The sequence below is a fragment of the Pseudomonas sp. 8 R 14 genome, from assembly GCF_900005955.1.
GTDB classification, from domain to species: Bacteria; Pseudomonadota; Gammaproteobacteria; order Pseudomonadales; family Pseudomonadaceae; genus Aquipseudomonas; species Aquipseudomonas marginalis.
In genome coordinates, this window is the sequence record NZ_CVTH01000051.1 from 13200 (window position 1) to 34362 (window position 21163).

General features: G+C 61.3%; 24 protein-coding genes. 11 read left to right on the forward strand and 13 right to left on the reverse strand.

From position 1 onward, the window contains the following. Nucleotides 1–150 precede the first annotated feature (150 nt). Nucleotides 151–474 carry a DUF2025 family protein gene (locus BFQ01_RS10655; protein WP_065925256.1) on the reverse strand — a complete coding sequence of 108 codons (324 nt, stop codon included), beginning with the start codon at nucleotides 472–474 and terminating at the stop codon, nucleotides 151–153. Between the two features lie 232 nt (nucleotides 475–706). On the opposite strand from BFQ01_RS10655, the gene BFQ01_RS10660 reads away from it, so the two are divergent. The 4 genes from BFQ01_RS10660 (at nucleotide 707) to BFQ01_RS10675 (ending at nucleotide 5189) form a co-directional block, all read left to right on the forward strand. Further along, on the forward strand, nucleotides 707–1834 hold the full coding sequence (locus BFQ01_RS10660) for a glycerophosphodiester phosphodiesterase family protein (protein ID WP_065925257.1): 1128 nt from the start codon (nucleotides 707–709) through the stop codon (nucleotides 1832–1834). A gap of 100 nt (nucleotides 1835–1934) precedes the next feature. Then, the gene (locus BFQ01_RS10665) at nucleotides 1935–2240 is read left to right on the forward strand and encodes a PepSY domain-containing protein (RefSeq protein WP_065925258.1); all 306 of its coding nucleotides are present in this window, start codon (nucleotides 1935–1937) and stop codon (nucleotides 2238–2240) included. Nucleotides 2241–2388: 148 nt separating this feature from the next. Next, complete coding sequence (locus BFQ01_RS10670) at nucleotides 2389–3408, forward strand: transporter (protein ID WP_065925259.1); 1020 nt, start codon at nucleotides 2389–2391, stop codon at nucleotides 3406–3408. A 164-nt stretch (nucleotides 3409–3572) separates the two neighbouring features. Beyond that, nucleotides 3573–5189 (forward strand): inorganic phosphate transporter, encoded by a 1617-nt coding sequence (locus BFQ01_RS10675; protein ID WP_065925286.1) that lies wholly within the window; start codon nucleotides 3573–3575, stop codon nucleotides 5187–5189. 63 nt (nucleotides 5190–5252) lie between these two features. Here BFQ01_RS10675 and BFQ01_RS10680 read toward each other — a convergent pair whose 3' ends face one another. From BFQ01_RS10680 to BFQ01_RS10690, 3 genes are read right to left on the reverse strand one after another with little or no spacing between them, the layout of a single operon-like run. Beyond that, on the reverse strand, nucleotides 5253–6227 hold the full coding sequence (locus BFQ01_RS10680; RefSeq protein WP_065925260.1) for a 5-oxoprolinase subunit C family protein: 975 nt from the start codon (nucleotides 6225–6227) through the stop codon (nucleotides 5253–5255). After that, complete coding sequence (locus BFQ01_RS10685) at nucleotides 6224–7102, reverse strand: 5-oxoprolinase subunit B family protein (protein ID WP_065925261.1); 879 nt, start codon at nucleotides 7100–7102, stop codon at nucleotides 6224–6226. Before BFQ01_RS10685 ends, BFQ01_RS10680 begins: the two co-directional genes overlap by 4 nt. Nucleotides 7103–7160: 58 nt before the next feature. Then, nucleotides 7161–7916 (reverse strand): 5-oxoprolinase subunit PxpA, encoded by a 756-nt coding sequence (locus tag BFQ01_RS10690; RefSeq protein ID WP_065925262.1) that lies wholly within the window; start codon nucleotides 7914–7916, stop codon nucleotides 7161–7163. Nucleotides 7917–8020: 104 nt separating this feature from the next. Here BFQ01_RS10690 and BFQ01_RS10695 point away from each other — a divergent pair, with 104 nt between their 5' ends. Next, on the forward strand, nucleotides 8021–8938 hold the full coding sequence (locus BFQ01_RS10695; RefSeq protein WP_027605626.1) for a LysR family transcriptional regulator: 918 nt from the start codon (nucleotides 8021–8023) through the stop codon (nucleotides 8936–8938). Here BFQ01_RS10695 and BFQ01_RS10700 read toward each other — a convergent pair. After that, on the reverse strand, nucleotides 8935–9831 hold the full coding sequence (locus BFQ01_RS10700) for a LysR family transcriptional regulator (RefSeq protein ID WP_065925263.1): 897 nt from the start codon (nucleotides 9829–9831) through the stop codon (nucleotides 8935–8937). The genes BFQ01_RS10695 and BFQ01_RS10700 overlap by 4 nt on opposite strands. 106 nt (nucleotides 9832–9937) lie before the next feature. Between BFQ01_RS10700 and BFQ01_RS10705 the strand changes: the two genes are divergently transcribed. Further along, nucleotides 9938–10696 (forward strand): SDR family NAD(P)-dependent oxidoreductase, encoded by a 759-nt coding sequence (locus tag BFQ01_RS10705; protein WP_065925264.1) that lies wholly within the window; start codon nucleotides 9938–9940, stop codon nucleotides 10694–10696. Here the strand turns inward: BFQ01_RS10705 and BFQ01_RS10710 are convergent. Further along, entirely contained in the window at nucleotides 10595–11107 is a 513-nt protein-coding gene (locus BFQ01_RS10710; protein WP_043293516.1) for a multidrug/biocide efflux PACE transporter, read from the reverse strand. The genes BFQ01_RS10705 and BFQ01_RS10710 overlap by 102 nt on opposite strands. A gap of 88 nt (nucleotides 11108–11195) precedes the next feature. On the opposite strand from BFQ01_RS10710, the gene BFQ01_RS10715 reads away from it, so the two are divergent. After that, nucleotides 11196–12050, forward strand: a complete 855-nt coding sequence (locus BFQ01_RS10715) for a LysR family transcriptional regulator (protein WP_065925265.1) — start codon at nucleotides 11196–11198, stop codon at nucleotides 12048–12050. 356 nt (nucleotides 12051–12406) lie between these two features. On the opposite strand, the gene BFQ01_RS10720 is transcribed toward BFQ01_RS10715, so the two are convergent. Genes BFQ01_RS10720 through BFQ01_RS10735 form a run of 4 tightly spaced genes read right to left on the reverse strand, consistent with a single transcriptional unit; the run spans nucleotide 12407 to nucleotide 14947 of the window. After that, complete coding sequence (locus BFQ01_RS10720; RefSeq protein ID WP_065925266.1) at nucleotides 12407–13630, reverse strand: RNA polymerase sigma factor; 1224 nt, start codon at nucleotides 13628–13630, stop codon at nucleotides 12407–12409. After that, on the reverse strand, nucleotides 13627–14106 hold the full coding sequence (locus BFQ01_RS10725; RefSeq protein ID WP_065925267.1) for an SRPBCC family protein: 480 nt from the start codon (nucleotides 14104–14106) through the stop codon (nucleotides 13627–13629). The genes BFQ01_RS10720 and BFQ01_RS10725 overlap by 4 nt, the downstream gene beginning before the upstream one ends. 34 nt (nucleotides 14107–14140) lie before the next feature. Further along, nucleotides 14141–14485: a YciI family protein gene (locus BFQ01_RS10730; protein WP_065925268.1), complete on the reverse strand. Its 345-nt coding sequence runs from the start codon at nucleotides 14483–14485 to the stop codon at nucleotides 14141–14143. 42 nt (nucleotides 14486–14527) lie between these two features. Beyond that, nucleotides 14528–14947, reverse strand: coding sequence for a YybH family protein (locus BFQ01_RS10735; RefSeq protein ID WP_065925269.1), 420 nt, complete (start codon nucleotides 14945–14947; stop codon nucleotides 14528–14530). Nucleotides 14948–15092: 145 nt separating this feature from the next. On the opposite strand from BFQ01_RS10735, the gene BFQ01_RS10740 reads away from it, so the two are divergent. The 3 genes from BFQ01_RS10740 to BFQ01_RS10750 are packed head-to-tail and all read left to right on the forward strand — an operon-like array spanning nucleotide 15093 to nucleotide 17105. Continuing rightward, on the forward strand, nucleotides 15093–15602 hold the full coding sequence (locus tag BFQ01_RS10740; protein ID WP_065925270.1) for a GNAT family N-acetyltransferase: 510 nt from the start codon (nucleotides 15093–15095) through the stop codon (nucleotides 15600–15602). 47 nt (nucleotides 15603–15649) lie between these two features. Next, nucleotides 15650–15904: a helix-turn-helix domain-containing protein gene (locus BFQ01_RS10745; RefSeq protein WP_065925271.1), complete on the forward strand. Its 255-nt coding sequence runs from the start codon at nucleotides 15650–15652 to the stop codon at nucleotides 15902–15904. Beyond that, nucleotides 15897–17105 (forward strand): type II toxin-antitoxin system HipA family toxin, encoded by a 1209-nt coding sequence (locus BFQ01_RS10750; RefSeq protein WP_065925272.1) that lies wholly within the window; start codon nucleotides 15897–15899, stop codon nucleotides 17103–17105. The genes BFQ01_RS10745 and BFQ01_RS10750 overlap by 8 nt, the downstream gene beginning before the upstream one ends. 41 nt (nucleotides 17106–17146) lie before the next feature. Here BFQ01_RS10750 and BFQ01_RS10755 read toward each other — a convergent pair whose 3' ends face one another. Next, nucleotides 17147–17626: a GyrI-like domain-containing protein gene (locus tag BFQ01_RS10755; protein ID WP_065925273.1), complete on the reverse strand. Its 480-nt coding sequence runs from the start codon at nucleotides 17624–17626 to the stop codon at nucleotides 17147–17149. Between the two features lie 196 nt (nucleotides 17627–17822). On the opposite strand from BFQ01_RS10755, the gene alaC reads away from it, so the two are divergent. Beyond that, nucleotides 17823–19034, forward strand: a complete 1212-nt coding sequence (gene alaC, locus BFQ01_RS10760; protein WP_065925274.1) for an alanine transaminase — start codon at nucleotides 17823–17825, stop codon at nucleotides 19032–19034. Nucleotides 19035–19129: 95 nt separating this feature from the next. Here the strand turns inward: alaC and BFQ01_RS10765 are convergent, their stop codons facing one another. Next, a complete protein-coding gene (locus tag BFQ01_RS10765) occupies nucleotides 19130–20482 on the reverse strand; it encodes a GntP family permease (protein WP_027605614.1) in 1353 nt (450 codons plus the stop codon). Between the two features lie 84 nt (nucleotides 20483–20566). Beyond that, nucleotides 20567–21100, reverse strand: a complete 534-nt coding sequence (locus BFQ01_RS10770) for a gluconokinase (RefSeq protein ID WP_065925275.1) — start codon at nucleotides 21098–21100, stop codon at nucleotides 20567–20569. Nucleotides 21101–21163 lie beyond the last annotated feature (63 nt).

Sequence of the window (21163 nt, forward strand, 5' to 3'; positions counted from 1 at the left end):
TTCAGTTGACGCGGTTCTCCTGACTAACCGCAGCGTCTGGTTCAGGGGCCGCTTCGCGCCCCAGCGCGGGGCAAGCCCGCTCACCACAACAAGCCCGCTCACCACAACAAGCCGGCCTGCCACAGAACGCTCGCTTACCGCCTATGCCGTCTAGCTCACCAGACTGCGCAGCGCACTGATCTGTGGAATTTCCACCCGTTTCATATACACGCGCAACGGCTCGCTGATGTTGATGCGGTCGTCGATATTCTGGTCGAGCAGCAACTGGATACGCTCGCGGGACAGGGTCATGGTCTGCTCGGGGGCCGGCAGCCAGACAAATTCAGCGGTGGGGATAATGCCGTCGTCGGCCACGTCCATGCCGAAGGAATCTTCGCTGAAACGCACGATGTACTGGCCGGTCTTGCGGTTGAGGCCAACAAAACCGCGGAGTTGGTCGGCGGCCTGGCAGATAAGCTCGGAGGTGATGCGCATGGTAAACCTCACTGAAAAGTCCCACAGGGACTGGAAAGATGGTTTACACGCGTGGCAGAAAATACCGTCCTCTGGCGGGGCGGCTGCGAGCAAGAGTACTGCAATGCCGCGCAAAAAAACCGAGAAAATTGGCACGTGCGCACGTTAATGTCGGTTTGGTGATAGCGCCTTTCGCAATCAATTGTTAAAAAGGAGGCCTTCTCAAAGCTACCTCCACGAAAGGACTTCGCATATGCCTGTCACGTTTTCCAAGAGCGCCCTGCTGCTCGCACTGGCGCTTGGCCTCGGCCAGGCACAGGCTGCCGAACCGATCAGCCCGGCTGAACTGGCGACAAACGAAGGCATTCCCTACCCCGCCGTGATCGCTCACCGTGGCGCGTCCTACGACGCGCCGGAATCCACCGCCGCCGCCTACAAAGTCGCGCGCGACCTGGGTGCCGACTACCTGGAACTGGACCTGCAGCGCAGCAAGGACGGCGTGCTGTTCGCCCTGCACGACAACAACCTGCAGCGCACCACCGACGTGGCCACCAAGTTCCCTGAGCGCAAGGACGCCCCGGCCAATGAGTTCACCTGGAAAGAACTGCAAACCCTCGACGCCGGCAGCTGGTTCAACGCCGCCTACCCGGATCGTGCGCGTCCAGGCTTCGTTGGCCTGAAGATCCTGAGCCTGGACGACATCATCAAGATCGCCGAAGGCAACCCGCAGCACAAACCCGGCCTGTACATCGAAACCAAGGAGCCCAAGCAATTCCCGGGCATCGAAGCCGACCTGAAAAACAAGCTGCTGGATAAAGGCTGGTTGAGCTCCGCCGGCTCCAAGCTGGGCAAGAGCAACACCGGCGTCGGCCAGGGCAAGGGCCGTGTGGTGCTGCAGACGTTTGAAAAAGACAGCTTGAAAGAGCTGCAGAAAGAAATGCCGAACACGCCGAAGATCCTGCTGTTGTGGGTTGGCCCAGGCAGCATCGAGCCGAAATCCACGCAGACCTTCGCCGAGTCCGGCGAACCGACCAAGGCCGCCTACTACGCCAAGCAAGAGCCAAAAGACGCCGCCGAGTTCGAAAAGTGGGTCGACGAAGCCAAGAGCCTCGGCGCCATCGGTACCGGCCCATCGGCTGAGCTGACCGACCACGGCGACCAGAGCTACACCGACCTGGTGAAGCCTGAAATGAACAAGCTGACCCACGACAAGGGCCTGCTGGTGCACGTCTACACCGTGGATGAGCCGGTCGACTTCGACAAAGTGATGAAGGCCGGCGTCGACGGCATCTTCACCAACCGCGCCGCCGAACTGTTGAAGTTCTACAAGCGCTGGCCGTCGTCCAGCGTGCAAGACCTGCTGAACGACTATAAGTACTGAGTGAGTCGGGCATTGGTGTCAGTGCGCCATTAAGGATGAGTTAAGTTGCGCCGGTTAATCTGGCGCCACTTAAACAGCTCACCAGAGAAGGACACACCCCATGAAAACCCTGACTGCCCTGTTCGCCGCCACCGCCCTGACCCTGACCGCCGGCCTGGCCCAGGCCGATGTTCGCCCGGACCACATTGAAGGCCTGCTCAAGTCCGGCGCCGTGATGCCGTTTGAGAAACTCAATGCCGCCGCCGTGGCCACACACGCCGGTAGCAGCATCACCGACACCGAGCTTGACCACAAAAACGGGGTACTGGTCTACGAAGTCGACCTGACCGACACCGCTGGCAAGCGCTTTGAAGTGAAGCTCGACGCCAAGACCGGCGCGGTGCTGGAAAACAAGCAAGACACTTGAGTTGAACCTAGAAAAAACGCGCCACCTCCGGGTGGCGCGTTTTTTTATGCGCACCGTTAAAACGTCATATAACTGTCATACCTCCTTGCAATGATTCGCCCACGCGAACCTGTGAAACGTCCTACAGGCGCTTTCTCTGCGAGTCTCCATGAACCACAGCCTCGACCACAGCCACCAGGACTCCGACCTGTTTGGCTTGCTTTACGGTTTTCGTTTTCGTCCCGGTGAAAAGGGCGAACAGATTGATTCGGCTGCTGCCCTCGCGGCCTTGCAGCAACCCGCCGACCCGGAAGAGTTCCTGTGGCTGCACCTCAACCTGGCCCACGCCGCCTGCGAACGCTGGATGCTGGCCAACCTGGATTTACCCGAAGAATTCTTCGAGGCCCTGCACGAAGGCTCGCGCTCCACTCGCATCGAACACGTCGACTCAGCCTTGCTGGCGGTGGTCAACGACGTGGTGTTCAACTTCAGCAGCATGGTTTCGTCGGATATTTCCACGCTGTGGGTCTGCGCCCGCAGCCGGCTGTTGATCAGCGCACGCCTGCAACCTTTGCACTCGGTGGACAAGTTGCGCTCGTCGGTCAAGGCCGGCGAACGCTTTCGCTCACCGCTGGAACTGCTGGTGCACCTGCTGCGCGACCAGGGGGAAGTGCTGACCCAGATCGTGCGCAAGACCAGCATCAGCGTCGACCACATCGAGGACCAGTTGCTGTCCTCGCGCCTGTCCACCAACCGCGCGGAACTGGGGGCGGCGCGCCGGGTGCTGGTGCGCCTGCAACGCCTGCTCGCGTTGGAGCCGGGTTCGCTGCTGCGCCTGCTCAACCGCCCGCCGCAATGGCTGCAAAAGGAAGACGTGAAGGAGTTGCGCAAATCCACCGAGGAGTTTGCGCTGATCATCAACGACCTGACGGCGCTGGGCGAACGGATCAAGCTGCTGCAGGAAGAGATCGCCGCCAACCTCAACGAGCAGAGCAGCCGCACGCTGTTCACCCTTACCGTGGTGACGGTGCTGGCGTTGCCGATCAACATCATCGCCGGTTTTTTCGGCATGAACGTGGGCGGTGTGCCCCTCTCACAGGACCCCGAGGGGTTCTGGATCCTGGTGGCATTGGTCGCGACCTTCACGCTGATCGCCGGACGCTGGGCGTTTCGCAAGTTTTCAAATTGAAATGCAATCAACTGTCGAATCGTCGCACCGCCCCTCCCACATGAGTACTACGGTATTTTGTAGACCAGTGGCAGATCCAATTACCTAAACAATGACCTGCGGCAGCATCGCTGTAACATTCTGCAATGAATATGAACGGCATCCTCCCCACACGGATGCCCGGCATGGCCACCCCTTCCCTGACTGCCTCAACGCACTCATCCTCCGTCGATTCAAAACCGCGCCTGGACAAGAAACCCGGCCTGGTGACGGTGATCGTTTTCTTCGCCGTGCTTGCCATGGGCCTGTTGTTTACCGCCTACAGCCTCATGCACGACATGCACGAAATGGGCGCCCAGCTCACCACGTGGACGCCGTTCCTGCTGCTGGGTGTGGCGCTGTTGATTGCCCTGGGTTTCGAGTTCGTCAACGGTTTCCACGATACAGCCAACGCGGTGGCGACGGTGATCTACACCAACTCGCTGCCGCCGCAGTTTGCGGTGGTGTGGTCGGGCTTCTTCAATTTCCTCGGTGTGCTGCTGTCCAGCGGCGCGGTGGCGTTCGGCATCATTGCCTTGCTGCCGGTGGAGCTGATTCTGCAGGTGGGTTCATCGGCCGGCTTCGCGATGATCTTCGCGTTGCTGATCGCCGCGATCCTATGGAACCTCGGCACCTGGTGGCTGGGTTTGCCGGCCTCGTCGTCCCACACCCTGATCGGTTCGATCATCGGCGTCGGCGTGGCCAATGCCTTGATGCACGGGCGTGACGGCACCAGCGGTGTGGATTGGAGCCAGGCGATCAAGATCGGTTATGCGCTGCTGCTCTCGCCGCTGATCGGCTTCGCCTTCGCCGCCTTGCTGTTGCTGGCCCTGCGCGCCTTTGTGAAAAACCGTGCGTTGTACAAGGCCCCCAAGGGCGACACCCCGCCGCCCTGGTGGATTCGCGGCATGCTGATCGCCACCTGCACCGGCGTGTCCTTTGCCCACGGCTCCAACGATGGGCAAAAAGGCATGGGCCTGATCATGCTGATCCTGGTGGGTACCCTGCCCATGGCCTATGCGCTGAACCGCGCCATGCCGGCCGAACAATCGTTGCAGTTCGCCGCAGTCGCCGAAGTGACCCAGGTGGCGCTGATGAAAACAGCGCCGCTGGCGTTGGCGGGTGACCCTCGGCCGGTGCTGTCGACCTACATGCGTACCAAGGAAGCCACGCCCGAGTTGATTCCGGCCCTCGCCGCCCTCGCCGGCCAGATCGGTGACCAGGTCAAAGGCTACGGTTCCCTGGCCAAAGTCCCCGCCGAAGCCGTGGGCAACGTGCGTAACGATATGTACCTGAGCAGCGAAACCATTCGCCTGATGGACAAAGGCAAGGTCGGCAATTTCGACGCTGACACCCAAGGCAAGCTGCAACTGTTCAAGCAACAGATCGACGATGCCACGCGCTTTATTCCGCTGTGGGTGAAGATTGTCGTGGCCATCGCCCTGGGGCTTGGCACTATGGTCGGTTGGAAGCGCATCGTGGTCACCGTGGGCGAGAAGATCGGCAAGACCCACCTGACTTACGCCCAGGGCGCTTCGGCCGAGACCGTGGCGATGCTGACCATTGGCGCAGCGGATATGTTCGGGCTGCCGGTGTCGACCACCCATGTGTTGTCGTCGGGGGTGGCGGGGACCATGGTGGCCAATGGGGGTGGGTTGCAGATGCGGACCATCCGCAATTTGCTGATGGCGTGGGTGCTCACCTTGCCGGCGGCGATTCTGCTGTCCGGCAGCCTCTACTGGCTGTTCACCAAACTCTTCTGACCAACCTCAGATTGAAAATGTGGGAGGGAGCAAGCCCCCTCCCACATTTGGATGTGTGTCGTGTCAGTTGTTGAAGAGCCCCGCCATGGCCTTGAGCCGTTTTTTGTACACCCGCCGCGCCTCCAGTGCCTGCTCCAACGTCACCGCCACAAACCCCGCCCGCTGGTTAGGCTGCATCTGCCCGATCAAGTCCAGGTCGGCACTGATCACCGTGCCAATCATCGCGTAGCCACCGCCGGATACCGCATCGCGGTGCAGCACAATCGGCTCCAGCCCCGCCGGTACCTGTATCGAGCCAATCGGGTAGCAACTGTCGACGATATTCGACGGATCCGACCCCGCGCCGAACGGCTGCTCACGCGGTTGAAAGCTCAGCGCACTGCCGCCCTTGAAGCGATAGCCGATGCGGTCCGCCTCGGAGCCGACCGTCCACGGTTCGGCAAAAAAGCTGCTCTTGGCGCCCGCGGTCAATCGCTCGTAATACAGGCCTGGCACCACGCGCAAGGTGACATCGCCGCCCACCGAGCGGCGCAATGCCATCGGCAAACTGTTGCCTGCCCGCCCGAGACCGCTGGCTTCGCCGATGGGCAGCTCATCGCCTGCCTGCAAGCGTCGCCCGTGGAAACCACCAAGGGCGCCGAGGGTGTAGGTGGAACGGCTGCCAAGCACCAACGGCACGTCAATGCCACCGGCGACGGCGAGGTAAGTGCGGGCACCGGCCTTGGGAAATTCGAAACGCAGCACCTGCCCGGCACGCACCTCAAAGGCGGTGTCCTGATGCACCACTTCACCGTCCAGGCGCGGCGACATCAACGCACCGCTGAGCGCGGCCAGGGTATCGCGTTGAAACTCCAATTCCGGCCCGATCAAAGTGCATTCCAGGCCGGCCGCGCCCACCGGGTTGCCCACCAGATGGTTGGCTGCACTCAAGGCGTATTGGTCCAAAGCACCCGATGGCGGAATGCCCAGGTGGTAATAGCCTTCGCGGCCCAGGTCCTGCACAGAGGTGGCGAGGCCGGGTTTGAGGACCTTGATCATGCCAGCGCCTCCTGCAGGGTTTTCGGATAGCCGATGGGGTCGGCGAGAAACGCATCGAGGGAAAATTCCACCGGGCGAATGCGCAGGTCGAAACGTCCTGCCTCCACCTCGGCAACGGCCAGGTCGTAGGCGTCCCGGTCGATGGGTTTGAATTGCACGATGTCACCCGGCCGGAAGAACACCATATGCGCCTTGAGGTAAGCCAACTGCTGCGCCGGGTCGTAGATCGGCGCCGGGGTCACGCCGAACATCTGGTAGCCGCCGGCGCCGCGCACCGAGTAGATGCAGCCGAAGCAACCGCCATGGCCGAGGGTCAGTTTCGGCGTGTCGGTGCGCGGGCGCAGGTACTTGGGCACCTGCAACTGCCGCTCGCGCTCGACCATCTGGAACATGAACGGCAAGCCCGCGACAAAACCCACCATCGAGACAAACCACGGCGCACCACTGTGGGCGGCGATAAACGCCTCGACATCGGCCAGGCCGTTGATGCGCGCGGCGTATTCCAGGTCGGTGGCGCCGGGGTCTTGATGCCGGTCGCGAAACCGCATCAGGGTTTCATGGGTCCAGGGGTCGTTATAGAGCACCGGGATTTCGATAATGCGTGTGTGCAAGGTGCGTTCGGCCACGGCCTGGGCTTCGGCGCTTTGCACGGCGTCGAGCAGCACATGGGGGGCGATGCGGTCGGGGTCGAAGCGAATCTGGAACGAGGCATTGGCCAGGCACACATCCAGCACGCCCTCCAGCGCCAGGCGCTCCACGGCACGGGTCACGGCCATGCCCTTGAAAAAAGCCTGCAGGGACATGCTCTCGCTGACTTCAGCAAACAGGTGTTCATCACCGCCGAAGCTGTAGCGGATGGGGGACGTTTCAGCCATGTCTGTTCCTCTTGGAATCGTTATAGAAAGGCAGGCAAAAAGTGAACGTTCGATCTTATTAGGGTGTTTTGACTGTGATGCCGGCCTGGTCCAACGCTTCACGGGTGGCCTCCACCAACTCCAGCGCGCCGGGGGTGTCGCTGTGCAGGCAGATGGAGTCGAATTCAATAAACAGGTCTTCGCCTTCTACGGTACGCACCAGCCCCATCTGACACGCCCGTAGGACACGGGCCGCGACCGTGGCCGGATCCAGCGCACGTACGTTGCGGGTAAACACAATGGAGCCCGTCAGATCGTACTCACGGTCGGCATAGAATTCGCGCACCACCGGTTGCCCGAGCTCCTTGGCCACGCGCCAGATCACCGAGTTGGGCATGCAGTACAGCAACAGCGTCGGCTCGATGATTTGCAGGTTCTGTACCAGCAGGCGCGCGGCTTCTTCGTCGCGGGCCAGGTGCATGTAGAGCGCGCCGTGGGGCTTGATGTGTTGCAGGGTCATGCCTTGGGCGCGGGCGATTTCGCGCAGGGCGCCCAGTTGGTAGAGCATGTCGTCGACCAGCTCCTGGGCCGGCGCATTGATATGCCGACGACCGAAGCCCACCAGGTCGCGAAAGCCCGGATGCGCACCGATGGCCACGCCCAATTGCTTGGCACGCGCGACGGTGCGGCGCATGGTGCCGGGGTCGCCGGCATGGAAGCCGGTGGCGATATTGGCCGAGCTGATATAGGCCATCAGCTCCGCGTCGACGCCGTCGCCGATGGTCCAGGGACCGAAGCCTTCGCCCATGTCTGAATTGAAATCCACTGCCTGCATCGGGGACGCTCCGCCAAAAGGTGATGCTCGAAAGTAGGCTGCGGCTTGACCCCTTGGGAAGATCTATTATCAGATGGCCTATCTTCTGAAAATCAGATAAAGCCATGTCCCTGACCTTGCGCCAAATCCGCTACTTCGTGGCCACCGCCGAAATCGGCCAGATTTCCCAGGCGGCGATTCACCTGAACATCTCCCAGTCTGCGGTGACCACGGCGATCAAGGAGCTGGAAGCCCTGCTCGGCGTGCAACTGTTTGTGCGCTCGGCCCAGGGCATGAACCTGACCGATGCCGGGCGGCATTTTCTCAACCGCGCCTACGTGATTGTGCGCAGTGTCGACGATGCGCTGAACAGCCCGTTGCCCGACTACCGCGCCAGCGGCGTGCTGCGCCTGGCGGCCAGCTACACGGTGCTGGGTTACTTCCTGCCCCACCACCTGCAGCGCATGGAGCACTGGCACCCGGATGTGACCCTGGAGGTGTTCGAGCAGGAGCGCCAGGCCATCGAACAGGGCCTGCTCGATGGCCAGTTCGACATGGCCGTGGTCCTCACCGCGAACCTCACTCACCCGGCGATCGTCTCGGAAATCCTGTTCAACTCGGAACGTCGTTTATGGCTGCCCAGCCATCACCCATTGTGCGAACGCGGTGCGGTGAGCCTGGCGGATGTGGCGCAGGAGCCGTACATCCTGCTCACCGTCGATGAAGCCGAACACAGCGCCATGCGCTATTGGGAACAGGCCGGGCAAACGCCCAAGGTGCGGCTGCGCACCAGCTCGGTGGAGGCGGTGCGCAGCATGGTTGCCAATGGCAGCGGCGTGGCGATCCTGTCGGACCTGGTGCACCGGCCCTGGTCGCTGGAAGGCAAGCGCATCGAGACCCTGACCGTCACCGACCCCGTCACGCCCATGAGCGTCGGCCTGGCCTGGCACCGCGAACGCGCCTTTACCCCGGCAATGCAGGCATTTCGCGATTACTTCCACGACGCCTTCCTGGCGCCGCAACAGCTGTCGGCGCGGCGTTAAAGCTGCGAATGCAGAATGGTCGCCAGCCAATCCATGAACACCCGCACCCGCAGGGGTAGATGCCGCTGACCGGCGTAGAGCAGGGACACATCCAGCGGTGGTGCGGGATAGTCCGGCAGGACCGCCACCAGCTCCCCGCTGGCCAATTCGTCACCCATGCCCAGGGCCGGCACCTGAATAATCCCGAAGCCGCCCAGGCAGGCCGACTTGTAGCCATCGGTGCTGTTGACCGTGACCCGACCGGCCATGGGGACGCGCAGCACCTTGTTGCCCTGCACGTATTCAAACCCCGCCGAACGTGAACCCAACGGCCGCACGTAATGCACCAGGTGATGGTCGGCCAGGTCGGCCAGTGTCCGGGGCACGCCGTAGCGTTGCAGGTAGGTGGCACTCGCGCAGTTGATCATCGGCATGCTGCACAGCAGCCGCGCCACCACGCTCTGGTCCGGCTGCGCGCCCACGCGCAGCACGCAATCGAAGCCTTCGGCGAGCAGGTCGACCTGGCGGTCGGTGGTGCTGATCTCCAGTTCGATCAGCGGATGCGCGTCCATGAATTGCGGCAGACGCGGCAGGATCAAGTCCCGCGCCATCACGTTGGGCATGTCCACCCGAATCCGCCCGGCCAGTTGCGCTTCGTCCTGGCGAAACAGCCCCTCCAACTCCTCCATGTGCGCGAGCAAATCCTTGCTGCGCTCATACAGCACGCGGCCATCCTGGGTGGCCTGCACCTTGCGCGTGGTGCGCTGTAACAGGCGGGCGCCGAGCAGTTCTTCCAGCGCCTGCACATGTTCCGACACCGTGGAGCGCGGCAGGCCCAGGCTCTCGCCGGCACCGGTGAAACTCGACAGCTCGGTAACGCGCACGAAGGTGCGCAGCAGCTCCAGTTTGTTCATGGGATTGTTCGCCTTATTCGGCCAGTGATTCCGGCATAGCGCTGTTTATCACGTTACGACCGGACAAATACACTGCTTCCCACACTCAATCACCGAGGACATCACCATGACCCGTAAAATCGCAGTGATCACCGGGGCCAGCCGTGGCCTGGGCAAAAACACCGCCCTGCACCTGGCGGCACAAGGCGTCGACATCATTGGCACTTACCACAGCAAGGCCGATGAAGCGCAGGCATTGGTCGCACAGATCGAACAACTGGGCGGCCGTGCCGCGATGCTGAAACTGGACGTGAGCCAGAGCGCGACGTTCGCTGATTTCGTCGGTGAGGTTGCTGGCGTACTCAAGGACGTTTTCGCACAGGACCGCTTCGATTTTCTGATCAACAACGCCGGTATCGGCATTCACGCCAGCTTCGCCGAGACCACCGAAGCGCAGTTCGATCAATTGGTGGCGATCCAATTCAAGGGTCCGTTTTTCCTGACCCAACAGCTGTTGCCGTTGATCCGCGACGGCGGGCGCATCGTCAATATTTCCAGTGGCCTGGCGCGCTTCAGCCTGCCCGGCTACGCCGCTTACGCCGCCATGAAAGGCGCGATGGAAGTGCTGACCCGCTACCAGGCCAAAGAGCTGGGCGGCCGTGGCATCAGCGTCAACATCCTGGCCCCCGGCGCCATTGAAACCGACTTCGGCGGTGGTGCCGTGCGCGACAACGCCAACCTCAACGCCATGGTCGCCAGCAATACCGCCTTGGGCCGCGCCGGGTTACCGGACGATATCGGCGGCGCGATTGCCAGCCTGCTCGCCGACGGTAGTGCCTGGATCACCGGCCAACGTATCGAGGCGTCGGGCGGCATGTTTCTGTAGGAGCTTGTCACGCAGTACGTCATACCCCCAGTGATACACATAGGTGTACGGCAGGAAAAACAGCAGTACGCCTATGTCGAGGATAAACGCCTGCACCAAGCTGATGTTCAGCCAGGCGGCAATCAGCGGCACACACACCAGGATCAACCCACCTTCAAACATCAAGGCATGCAGCACGCGGGTCCAGCCGTTGCTGGCCAGTTGCAGGCGCGCCTTGAGGCGGTCGAACAGGCCGTTGAAAATCACGTTCCAGGCCAGCGCCAACAGGCTGATCGCCAGGGTGACCATGCCCATCTCCAGGGCAGGCTTGTCCATGATCCACGCCAGCAACGGGGTGCAGATCAACAACGCCAGGGCTTCGAAACCAATGGCCTGGCAAACACGTTCAGTAATCGACTTGGTAGGGTTCATGACCCGGCTCCGTGAGTGACGATGGTTGTCATCATTAGCCTTTGACTCGATACTTCATAACCAATAACCATCGATCAAGGCGATAGTCATGGCCTCTAACGAAGTGCTGCAGGCGTTTGTGCAGGCGGCCACCCAAGGCTCGTTTTCGGCGGCAGCGCGCAAGCTCGGCAAGAGCCAGTCCACCGTCAGCGCGGCCGTGGCGAGCCTGGAGATTGACCTGGATGTGGTGCTGTTCGATCGCAGCAGCCGCAAGCCGACGCTGACGCCGGCGGGCCATGTGTTGCTGCAACGCGCCGAGCAGGTGCTGGAGGCCAGCAGCCGGCTGGAATTGGCGGCGAGTCAGTTGGCCCAGGGGTTGGAGCCGAAGCTGAGTATCGCCATGTCCGATACCTACCAGTCCGACCGTTTCGAAGTCGCCCTCAGCGCCTTTGAACAGCGCTACCCGGACCTGGAGCTGGAATGCCTGATCGCCGAATGCGAAGACCTGATCGCCCTGGTCCAAAGCGGCCGCGCGCAGATTGCGTTTATTGAACACCAGGAAGAGTATCCGCCAGACCTGACCCGCGCCCCCGTGGACGAGCGCACGGAAATTGCCCTGTTCGTGTCACCCAGACATCCGCTGGCGGGCGTCGGTACCCTCACCGCGCACACCCTGCAACAGCACCGCGAATTGCGTCTGGCCAGCATCATCAACCCGAACGAAACCCGCGCCAATGGCCGTGTGTGGTCGGCCCCCAGTTACCTGATGCTGTTGGAGATGGCCCAGTTGGGGTTTGGCTGGGCACCGATTCCGCGCTGGCTGGTGGAGCGCTTTGGTGGGGGGCAGTTGGTCGAACTCAAGGCACGCGGTTGGCCGCGCTCGGTGGCGGTGGATGCACTGTGGTCACGGCATCATCCGCCGGGGCCGGCAGGGAGTTGGTTGCTGGGGAAGATGTTGGAGTGATTTTTTTCAGACAATTGAGATTAATGTGTGGGGCCCCCGATGACGGTCGGTCAGTCACCTAATGCAGCGACTGACACCCTGCTATCGGGGCATAGGTATCTACACAACTCTTAAAGGCTGACACATAACTCTGTGGTGAGCGGGCTTGCCCCGCGCTGGGCTGCGAAGCGGCCCCAATAAGGTCACCGCAGAGTGCCAGAATCAATCGAGGTGAAGGTTTTGGGGCTGCTTCGCAACCCAGCGCGGGGCAAGCCCGCTCACCACAGAAGCCTAATTGCCATAGATTCCGTATTCACTGGAAGTTGTGTAGATACCCATGCTCATCGGGGGCAAGCCCCCTCCCACATTTTTGATCTTCATTGCTTGGGGAGATTGAGTTCGGCCAGGCGGTGTTTGAGGAAGCGTTTTTCCGGGATCTGCTGGGTCAGCGACAAGGCTTTTTCGTAGGCTGCCCGGGCCTCTTCCACCCGCCCCAATTGCCGGCAAAACTCGCCCCGCGCCGAATGCGCCAGGTGGTAATCCAGCAACTCGCCGCGCGCCAGAATACCTTCCACCAACTGCAACCCCGCCAACGGCCCTTCGCCCATGGCCACCGCCACGGCGCGGTTCAACTCGATCACCGGCGACGGCGCGGCACTGAGCAACACATCGTAGAGCCCGATAATCTGCAGCCAATCCGTTTCCCCGGCGCTGGGCGCTTCGGCATGCACCGCTGCAATCGCTGCTTGCAGGCAGTACGGGCCAAAGCCGCGACGGCTCAGGGCCTGTTCCACCAGCCCACAACCTTCGGCCATCAGCGACGCGTCCCACCGCGAACGATCCTGTTTATCCAACAACACCAACTCGCCGCTGGCCGAGGTGCGCGCCGCGCGGCGGGATTCGTGCAACAGCATCAGCGCCAGCAGGCCCATCACTTCCGGCTCCGGCAGCAACTCCAGCAGCAGGCGGCCGAGGCGAATGGCTTCGCGGGTCAGGTCCTCGCGCGTGAGGTCCGCGCCCATGGACGCCGAATAGCCTTCGTTGAAGACCAGGTAAATCACGCGCAGCACGCTGTCCAGGCGCTCGGGCAGCTCGGCAAGTGACGGCACTTGATAAGGGATTTTGGCCTCGCGAATCTTGCCCTTGGCCCGCACGATGCGTTGGGCGATGGTGGTCGGGGTGGCCAGAAAGGCGCGGGCGATTTCTTCGGTGGTGAGGTCGCAGATCTCACGCAAGGTCAGCGCCGCCTGGGCGTCGGCCGCCAACGCTGGGTGGCAGCAGGTGAAGATCAGGCGCAGGCGGTCGTCTTCCACGTCCTCAACGCTCCAGTCAGCGGCTTCCAGGGCGTCGGCCTGCGCCTGCAATAACGGGGTAAAGCGGGCCTGTCGGCGTAAACGGTCGATGGCCTTGAAGCGTCCGGTCGACACCAGCCAGGCCCGTGGGTTGTCCGGCACGCCCTCTTGCGGCCAGCGCTCGACCGCGACGAAGAACGCCTCGTGCAAGGCTTCTTCGGCGAGGTCGAAATCCCCCAGCAGGCGGATCAGGGTGGCGAGGACGCGCCGGGACTCACTGCGGTAGATCGCCTCGATGGGAGGCGTCAATCGCGCATGCCCTGGGTCACCAGCGTCACCAGGCGGTCCAGGCTCTGGCCCCAGCCGTCGTGAAAGCCCATGGCTTCGTGGGCCTGCTTGTCTTCGGCGCTCCAGTGCATGGCGCGAGCGGTGTAGAGGGTCTTGCTACCCTCGACTTCCTGCAGCGTCACTTCGGCGGTCATGAACGGTTTGCCCGAAGGGATCCAGCCCGGCGTATAGGCGTCGGTAAACACCAGGCGCCGAGGGGCGACAATCTCCAGGAACACGCCTTGGGTCGGGTACTCGCTGCCATCCGGCGCGCGCATCAGGGTGCGAAACAGCCCTCCGACCCACAGGTTCATTTCGCACTCGGGGGTGGTCATGCCATGGGGGCCCCACCATTGTTGCAACAACGCGGGTTCGGTCCAGGCGCGGAACACCCGGCTGCGCGGCGCATCGATCACGCGGCTGATGGACAGTTCAAATTCGGCAGGTTGCGTAGGCATGGCTAAACCTCCTCAAGCGTTATGGTTGTTGTGTTCAGAGATTCAATTGGCGAACGGGGCGCACTTCCACACTGCCGACCCGGGCGGCCGGAATGCCACCGGCCACCTGGATCGCTTCATTCAAGTCGCGCGCCTCGATCAGGTAGAACCCGGCGAGCTGTTCCTTGGTTTCGGCAAACGGCCCGTCGGTGATCGACACCTTGCCATTGCGCATGCGCACCGTGGTGGCGGTGGTTACCGACTCCAACGGCTCGGCGGCGAGCATACGGCCACTTTTTTGGATGGACTGCGCATAGGCAAGACACTCCGGGTCTGCGGGGCTGTCCGGCGAGGTGTGCAGCACCTGCTCGTTGCTGTAGATCAGGCAGAGGTATTTCATGTGCGTCTCCGTCTTCGGACTATTGACTATAGTTCGCGGCGCTCAAGGTTTCAGGTCGAACAATGCCGTGCCACTTGCCATGTCGAACGGCGCCGACCAGTGCTCATGCACCACCTTCCAGTCACCGTTGAAGCGTTGGTAGCCGGCGGTCACCCGCATCCAGCAGGCCTTCACTTCACCGTCCGGCCCGGCGCCGCCGCAGTGGGCGAGCCAGTGGGCGAATGCGCTGTCCTGGGATTCGACGATACGCAGTTCGTGGAACTCGAAAATGCCCGGGCCGGGGCAGTGCTCCATGCAGGCCTCCCAGTGCGCACGGTAGGCCGCCTTGCCTTTGAACTGCAGGGCGGTCACGGCGTCGAACGAGACGATATCGTCGGCGTAATAGCTGACAATCTTATCGATATTCCGGGAAAGCACGGCTTGCTTCCATTGCTCGATCAGGGTGTTGATAGCGGTACTCATGGCGATACTCCTTCGGGTTGGAAAATCACGGAAGACACCCTTAGTCGAACGGCCCTCGGGCAAATCGACAGCCCGTTGAAAAATAATGTCGTCCAGCACAAACCCGATAGACTGCGTCCTTCCTTGCCGCTGTTCGGACACGCCGATGCAAACCCGCCTTGTCGCCTACGAAACGCTGAATACCGTGCAACAACAGCATGTCAGCGCCATCGAAGTTCACCCTGAACAGCTGCCGTTTTGCGGCGACATGTATTGCGCCCTCAATTCGCTCCTGGCCAAGCCCAGCCCCGGCGTCAAAGGCTTTGCCCTGCTGGCAGACGACAGTCCGGTAGCCTTCCTCCTGCTTAAACGCCCGCCCTGCCTGCCCCACTGGGCCGATGAACACAGCGCAACGCTGCATGCGTTGCAGGTGGATCGGCAGCAGCAAGGGCGTGGATTCGGCAAGGCCTGTTTGCAAGCCTTGCCGGCGGCGGCCTTGCAGGCGTGGCCGCAGATCAAGGCGCTGGAGTTGTCGGTGGACACGCACAATGTGGCGGCGATGGGGTTGTATCTGGGCGCAGGATGGGTGGACAGCGGGGAGGCGTATAAGGGGCGGGGTGGGTATGAGCGGAGGTTGAGGTGGGTGTTGGGTCGAAGCGGTCTTGACTTACTTTAAATGTAACGTATACATAACTTCCAATTAAAAAGTAATGAATATATGACATGGATACTTCGGTTATCACTCAGCGACTGGGCAGCCAAATTCGCGCCATGCGACTTAACCGTGGCTATAAACAAGCGGATCTGGCGAAACTTGCAGGGGTTACCCGGCAGAAGCTGATAGAAGTCGAACAAGGCAGCCTCTCGGTCTCAATGAATGCCTATGCCCGAGTGATCGCCGCCTTGGGCAGCGAATTCAAATTAGTGCCTGTGACCATGCCGACCCTGGAGGAACTGGAGGACTTGTTCAATGATTAGCCCCCATTTACGCGTTCATACCCCTCAAGGTAAAAGCGGCAGCGTGTTGATGAGTGCCAACGACTATTTGTTCCGCTACGGCGAAAACCTGCGGGCACAAACCGCAGTCAGCCTGACGATGCCCGTTCGCGCCGAAGAATATCGCCGCCGAGAACTTCACCCCATCTTCCAGATGAACCTGCCGGAAGGCTACGTTCTGGAGCAATTGCGCAATCGCCTCGCCAAGACGGTCAAGGTCGATCCGATGTTGTTGCTGGCACTCTCGGGCAGCAGTGCACCGATTGGTAGGGTGTTCGTGTCTTCGGATCAAGTAAACGACCTGATCCTGCGCAACAGCCCTCCCTCCAGCGGAGAAAACCTCAACGAAATTCTCGCCTGGGACGGCGCGGAGGATCTGTTCCTGGAACTGGTGGATCGCTACATCCTGCGAGCAGGTATTTCTGGCGTGCAGCCCAAAGTACTGGTGCCGGAAAAACCGCAGGCATCCGCGCAGAAGTTCACGTCGAAAATCAACGACCTGATTATCAAAAGCGGGCGCGATGAGTTTCCGGGGTTGGCCATCAATGAGTACCTGTGCATGTCCATCGCCCGGGATGCAGGCTTGCCGGTGCCACCTTTTTACCTGTCGCAGAATCATAAGCTGTTCATCATGCGGCGCTTTGATCGGGACGAGCAGCTCAACCCGCTGGGTTTCGAAGACATGACCACCTTGATGGGCCTGTCTGCGGAGCAGAAGTACACCAAGAGTTACGCAGCAATCGCCAAGGCCGTACGCGTGTTCTGCGCCCCAGAACATCAACGCAGCTCGCTTGATCAATTGTTCGACAGCGTGGCACTGAGCTGCATAGTGGGTAATGGCGACGCTCACTTGAAGAACTTCGGCGTGCTCTATAGCGACCCGCTGAAATCGGATACCCGGCTGGCACCGGTATACGACATTGTGAACACCACCGCCTATCTCCCTGAGGACTCACTGGCACTTGACCTGTCCGGCAACAAATCATTGTTTGCTGCACGCCTGGGCATCCTGGAATTTGCAAGAACCTGCGAAATTGAAAATCCCGAAGCGCGCATTCAGGCACTCCTTCAAACCCTGGAAGCCGTGCTCAAGCGCGAAGACGATTACTGCCGGTTGGCCCCTGATGTAGCGAAAGCCATACGTCAATCTGCGCAGGGCTATCAACTCAGCTTTGGTGGCTGAACGTCCTGTGGTTGCGGCGAGACAAGCGTTCAGCCAGTGGGTTACTTGTGTTCCACGGGCAACCAGACCTCCACCGTCCCCGTGCCCTTGCGCCCATCAAAATCCGCGCTGTACCGCTCGAAATCCGCCCCCGCCACCTTGTAGCCCGAGTGCGGCAACCACTCGAACATGATGCGCTCGTAGGTCTGCTCCAGTGCCTGCACCGGGCCATAGTGCGGGAACACGGCGTAGTGGTGCGCAGGCAGTTCGACGCACTCGAAGTTGCTCGGCACATCGCTTTTGGACGGTACTTCCACCCCGGCCATGTAATCGAATTCACCGTGGCTGGGGTTATGGCAAACGCCGTAGGTCACTCCGCCGACGCGTTTCTTGATGTGTTTTACGCTTTCGTCGAACACACTCCACAACTTGGGGATATCCCCCACGGTAGCCTTCGAATAACGCCCTTGCACCCCGGCGATCACCAGGGCCTTGCCGTCTTCCATGCGTGGCTTTAACGGTTGTTTTGTCTGCTGGTCCATCTGAACAGTCTCCTTCTTATGAGGGAACAAACCCGTATCGAGTATAGGGGCATATCCTTGCAGTACTCCATGCAGAAAATTTTCCTACGCATCTGGACAACTGGCCATCATCGACCGTATTGTCTGCCCCGCAGGCCACCGCAGTGGCCGACGTCGCTCGGACGGTTCCGGGCGCTTACGTACTCTCGAGGCAACAATGGCAGACCTTGGTTCGCCGCGCCGCTTTGCGCGCATAGATCGACTCCCCCCTTACGTTTTCAATATCACTGCCGAGCTGAAGATGGCTGCGCGTCGGCGCGGCGAAGACATCATCGACTTGAGCATGGGTAACCCCGACGGCGCCACGCCTCCCCATATCGTGGAGAAGATGGTTACCGTCGCCCAGCGTGAAGACACCCACGGCTATTCCACCTCCAAAGGCATTCCACGTCTGCGCCGGGCAATTTCGCGCTGGTACAAGGATCGCTACGCTGTCGACATCGACCCCGAGACCGAAGCCATCGTGACCATCGGTTCCAAGGAAGGCCTGGCGCATCTGATGCTGGCCACCCTGGACCAGGGCGACACGGTGCTGGTGCCCAACCCGAGCTACCCGATTCATATCTACGGTGCCGTGATTGCCGGCGCCCAGGTGCGTTCGGTGCCGCTGGTGCCTGGCGTGGACTTCTTCGCCGAGCTGGAACGGGCGATCCGTGGGTCGATCCCCAAGCCGAAGATGATGATCCTCGGCTTCCCGTCCAACCCGACCGCGCAGTGCGTGGAGCTGGATTTCTTCGAACGGGTGATCGCCCTGGCCAAGCAGTACAACGTGCTGGTGGTGCATGACCTGGCCTACGCCGACATTGTCTACGACGGCTGGAAAGCCCCGTCGATCATGCAGGTGCCGGGCGCCAAGGACATTGCGGTGGAGTTTTTCACCCTGTCCAAGAGCTACAACATGGCCGGCTGGCGCATCGGTTTCATGGTGGGCAACCCGGAACTGGTCAATGCCCTGGCGCGGATCAAGAGCTACCACGACTATGGCACCTTCACCCCGCTGCAAGTGGCGGCGATCGCCGCACTGGAAGGCGACCAACAGTGCGTGAAGGATATCGCCGAGCAGTACCGCCAGCGCCGCAATGTGCTGGTCAAGGGCCTGCATGAGCTGGGCTGGATGGTGGAGAACCCCAAGGCGTCGATGTACGTCTGGGCGAAGATTCCCGAGGCGTATGCCGCCATGGGTTCACTGGAATTCGCCAAGAAGCTGCTGCTGGAAGCGAAGGTCTGTGTGTCGCCGGGGATTGGGTTTGGCGAGTATGGGGATGATCATGTGCGCTTCGCGCTGATCGAGAACCAGGACCGGATTCGCCAGGCGGTGCGCGGGATTCGCGGGATGTTCCGGGCGGATGGGCTGGTTGCTAAAGCCTGACCCGATCCACCTGAACAAATGTGGTCAAACTGTGGGAGGGGCTTGCCCCCTCCCACAGTTGATTGGGTTTTCACCCTTGCCTTGTAGCGTGTCTGTTAGACCACCAACGACAGCAACATGATAAAGATCAGTGCCACAACGGAGAGGATGGTTTCCATCGCCGTCCAGGTCTTGAAGGTCTCGGCCACGGTCATGTTGAAGTACTGCTTCACCAGCCAGAACCCCGCATCGTTGACGTGCGACAGGATCAACGAACCCGCCCCCGTCGCCAACACCAGCAGCTCACGGTTAACTCCGGGAATCATCCCCACCACCGGCACTACGATGCCCGCGCCGGTAATGGTCGCCACGGTGGCCGAACCGGTCGCCACACGAATCACCGCCGCCACCAGCCACGCCAGCAGGATCGGGTTGATCTGTGCGTTTACCGCCATGTGGCCGATCACGTCACCCACGCCGCTGGTCACCAGCATCTGCTTGAAGCCACCACCGGCACCGATGATCAGGATGATCGCGGCGGTCGGCGCAAGGCTGGCGTCGAGCAGCTTGAGGATCTGCTTGGAATGGATGCCCTGGCGGCTGCCAAAGGTGTACAGCGACAGCAGCAACGCCAGCAGCAAGGCGGTGATCGGGTGACCGATCATGTCCATCCAGTTGCGCACCACGTTGCCTTCGGCAAAGGCGATGTCGGCGAAGGTTTTGAGCAGCATCAGGAACACCGGCAGCAGCACGGTGACCAGGGTGATACTGAAGCTCGGCAGGTTTTTGTTCTCAGGCTCGCGGGCCAGTTGATCGACCAGTTCCTGGGACGGGTTGCCCGGAATGTACTTGGCGATAAACGTACCGAAGATCGGGCCAGCGATGATGGCCGTCGGCAGCGCGACGATCAGGCCGTACAGGATGGTCTTGCCGATGTCGGCGCCAAACACACCGATGGCCAGCAGCGGGCCCGGGTGCGGCGGCACCAGGCCGTGGACTGCCGAGAGGCCGGCGAGCAGCGGGATGCCGATCTTGATCAGCGACACGCCGGTGCGGCGCGCAACGATAAACACCAGCGGGATCAGCAGTACAAAGCCGATCTCGAAGAACAACGGAATGCCCACCAGGAATGCGGCGAACATCATGGCCCACTGGACCTTGTCCTTGCCAAAGGCGCGGATCAGGGTCTGGGCGATCTGATCGGCACCGCCGGATTCGGCCATCATCTTGCCGAGCATGGTGCCCAGCGCGAGGATGATGCCGACAAAGCCAAGCACCCCGCCGAAACCGTCCTGGAACGCCTTGATGATCTTGTCCACCGGCATGCCCGAGGTCAGGCCAAGGAAGCCGGCCGCGATGATCAGCGCAATAAATGGGTGAACCTTGAAGCGGGTGATCAAGACGATCAGCCCGATGATGGTAACGACTGCATCTAACAGCAGGTACGACTCGTGGGACATGCCAAACATGGGGGGTCTCTCCTGTTTGTTGTTGTTATTAAAGCGGGTGTTGAATTTCCTGCCGGGGATAGCGCTATCTTTTCCGGCAAAAAATCAGTTGGATGGTTCAAAACCGTGTGTCAGCCACCAGGCGTTGGTCTGCCTGGCCAACTCCTCGACGCTGTCTTCGCTGGCGTTGAGGGCCAGGGTCAGCGGCTCGCCCTGGGGCGATTCAAGGGTGGCGAACTGGCTGTCGATGAGGCTGGCCGGCATGAAATGGCCGGGGCGATGGGACACGCGGTCGGCGGCGACTTCGCGGGTCAACTCCAGGAATACAAAACCCAGGCCCGGCGCGGCTTCGCGCAGGTGGTCGCGGTATTTCTTTTTCAGCGCGGAGCAGGTGAGTACCGGATGTTCACCGGCTTTGAGCGAACGGCGCAGTTCATCGCACAGGATGTCGAGCCAACCGGCGCGGTCGTCGTCGTTGAGGGGGTGGCCGGCGCTCATCTTTTCGATGTTCGCGGCGGGGTGAAAGCTGTCGCCTTCAATGGCGGTGGCACCGTTCAGGCGGCACAGGGCCTCGCTGACGCTGGTCTTGCCACAGCCGGCAACACCCATGATGACCAGGGCGGTAACAGGTTGACTCATGGAACACCTCAAGACGCAGATAGCGCTACCTTTGCACGCCGTGAGGCGAGTGCAAAAACAGGC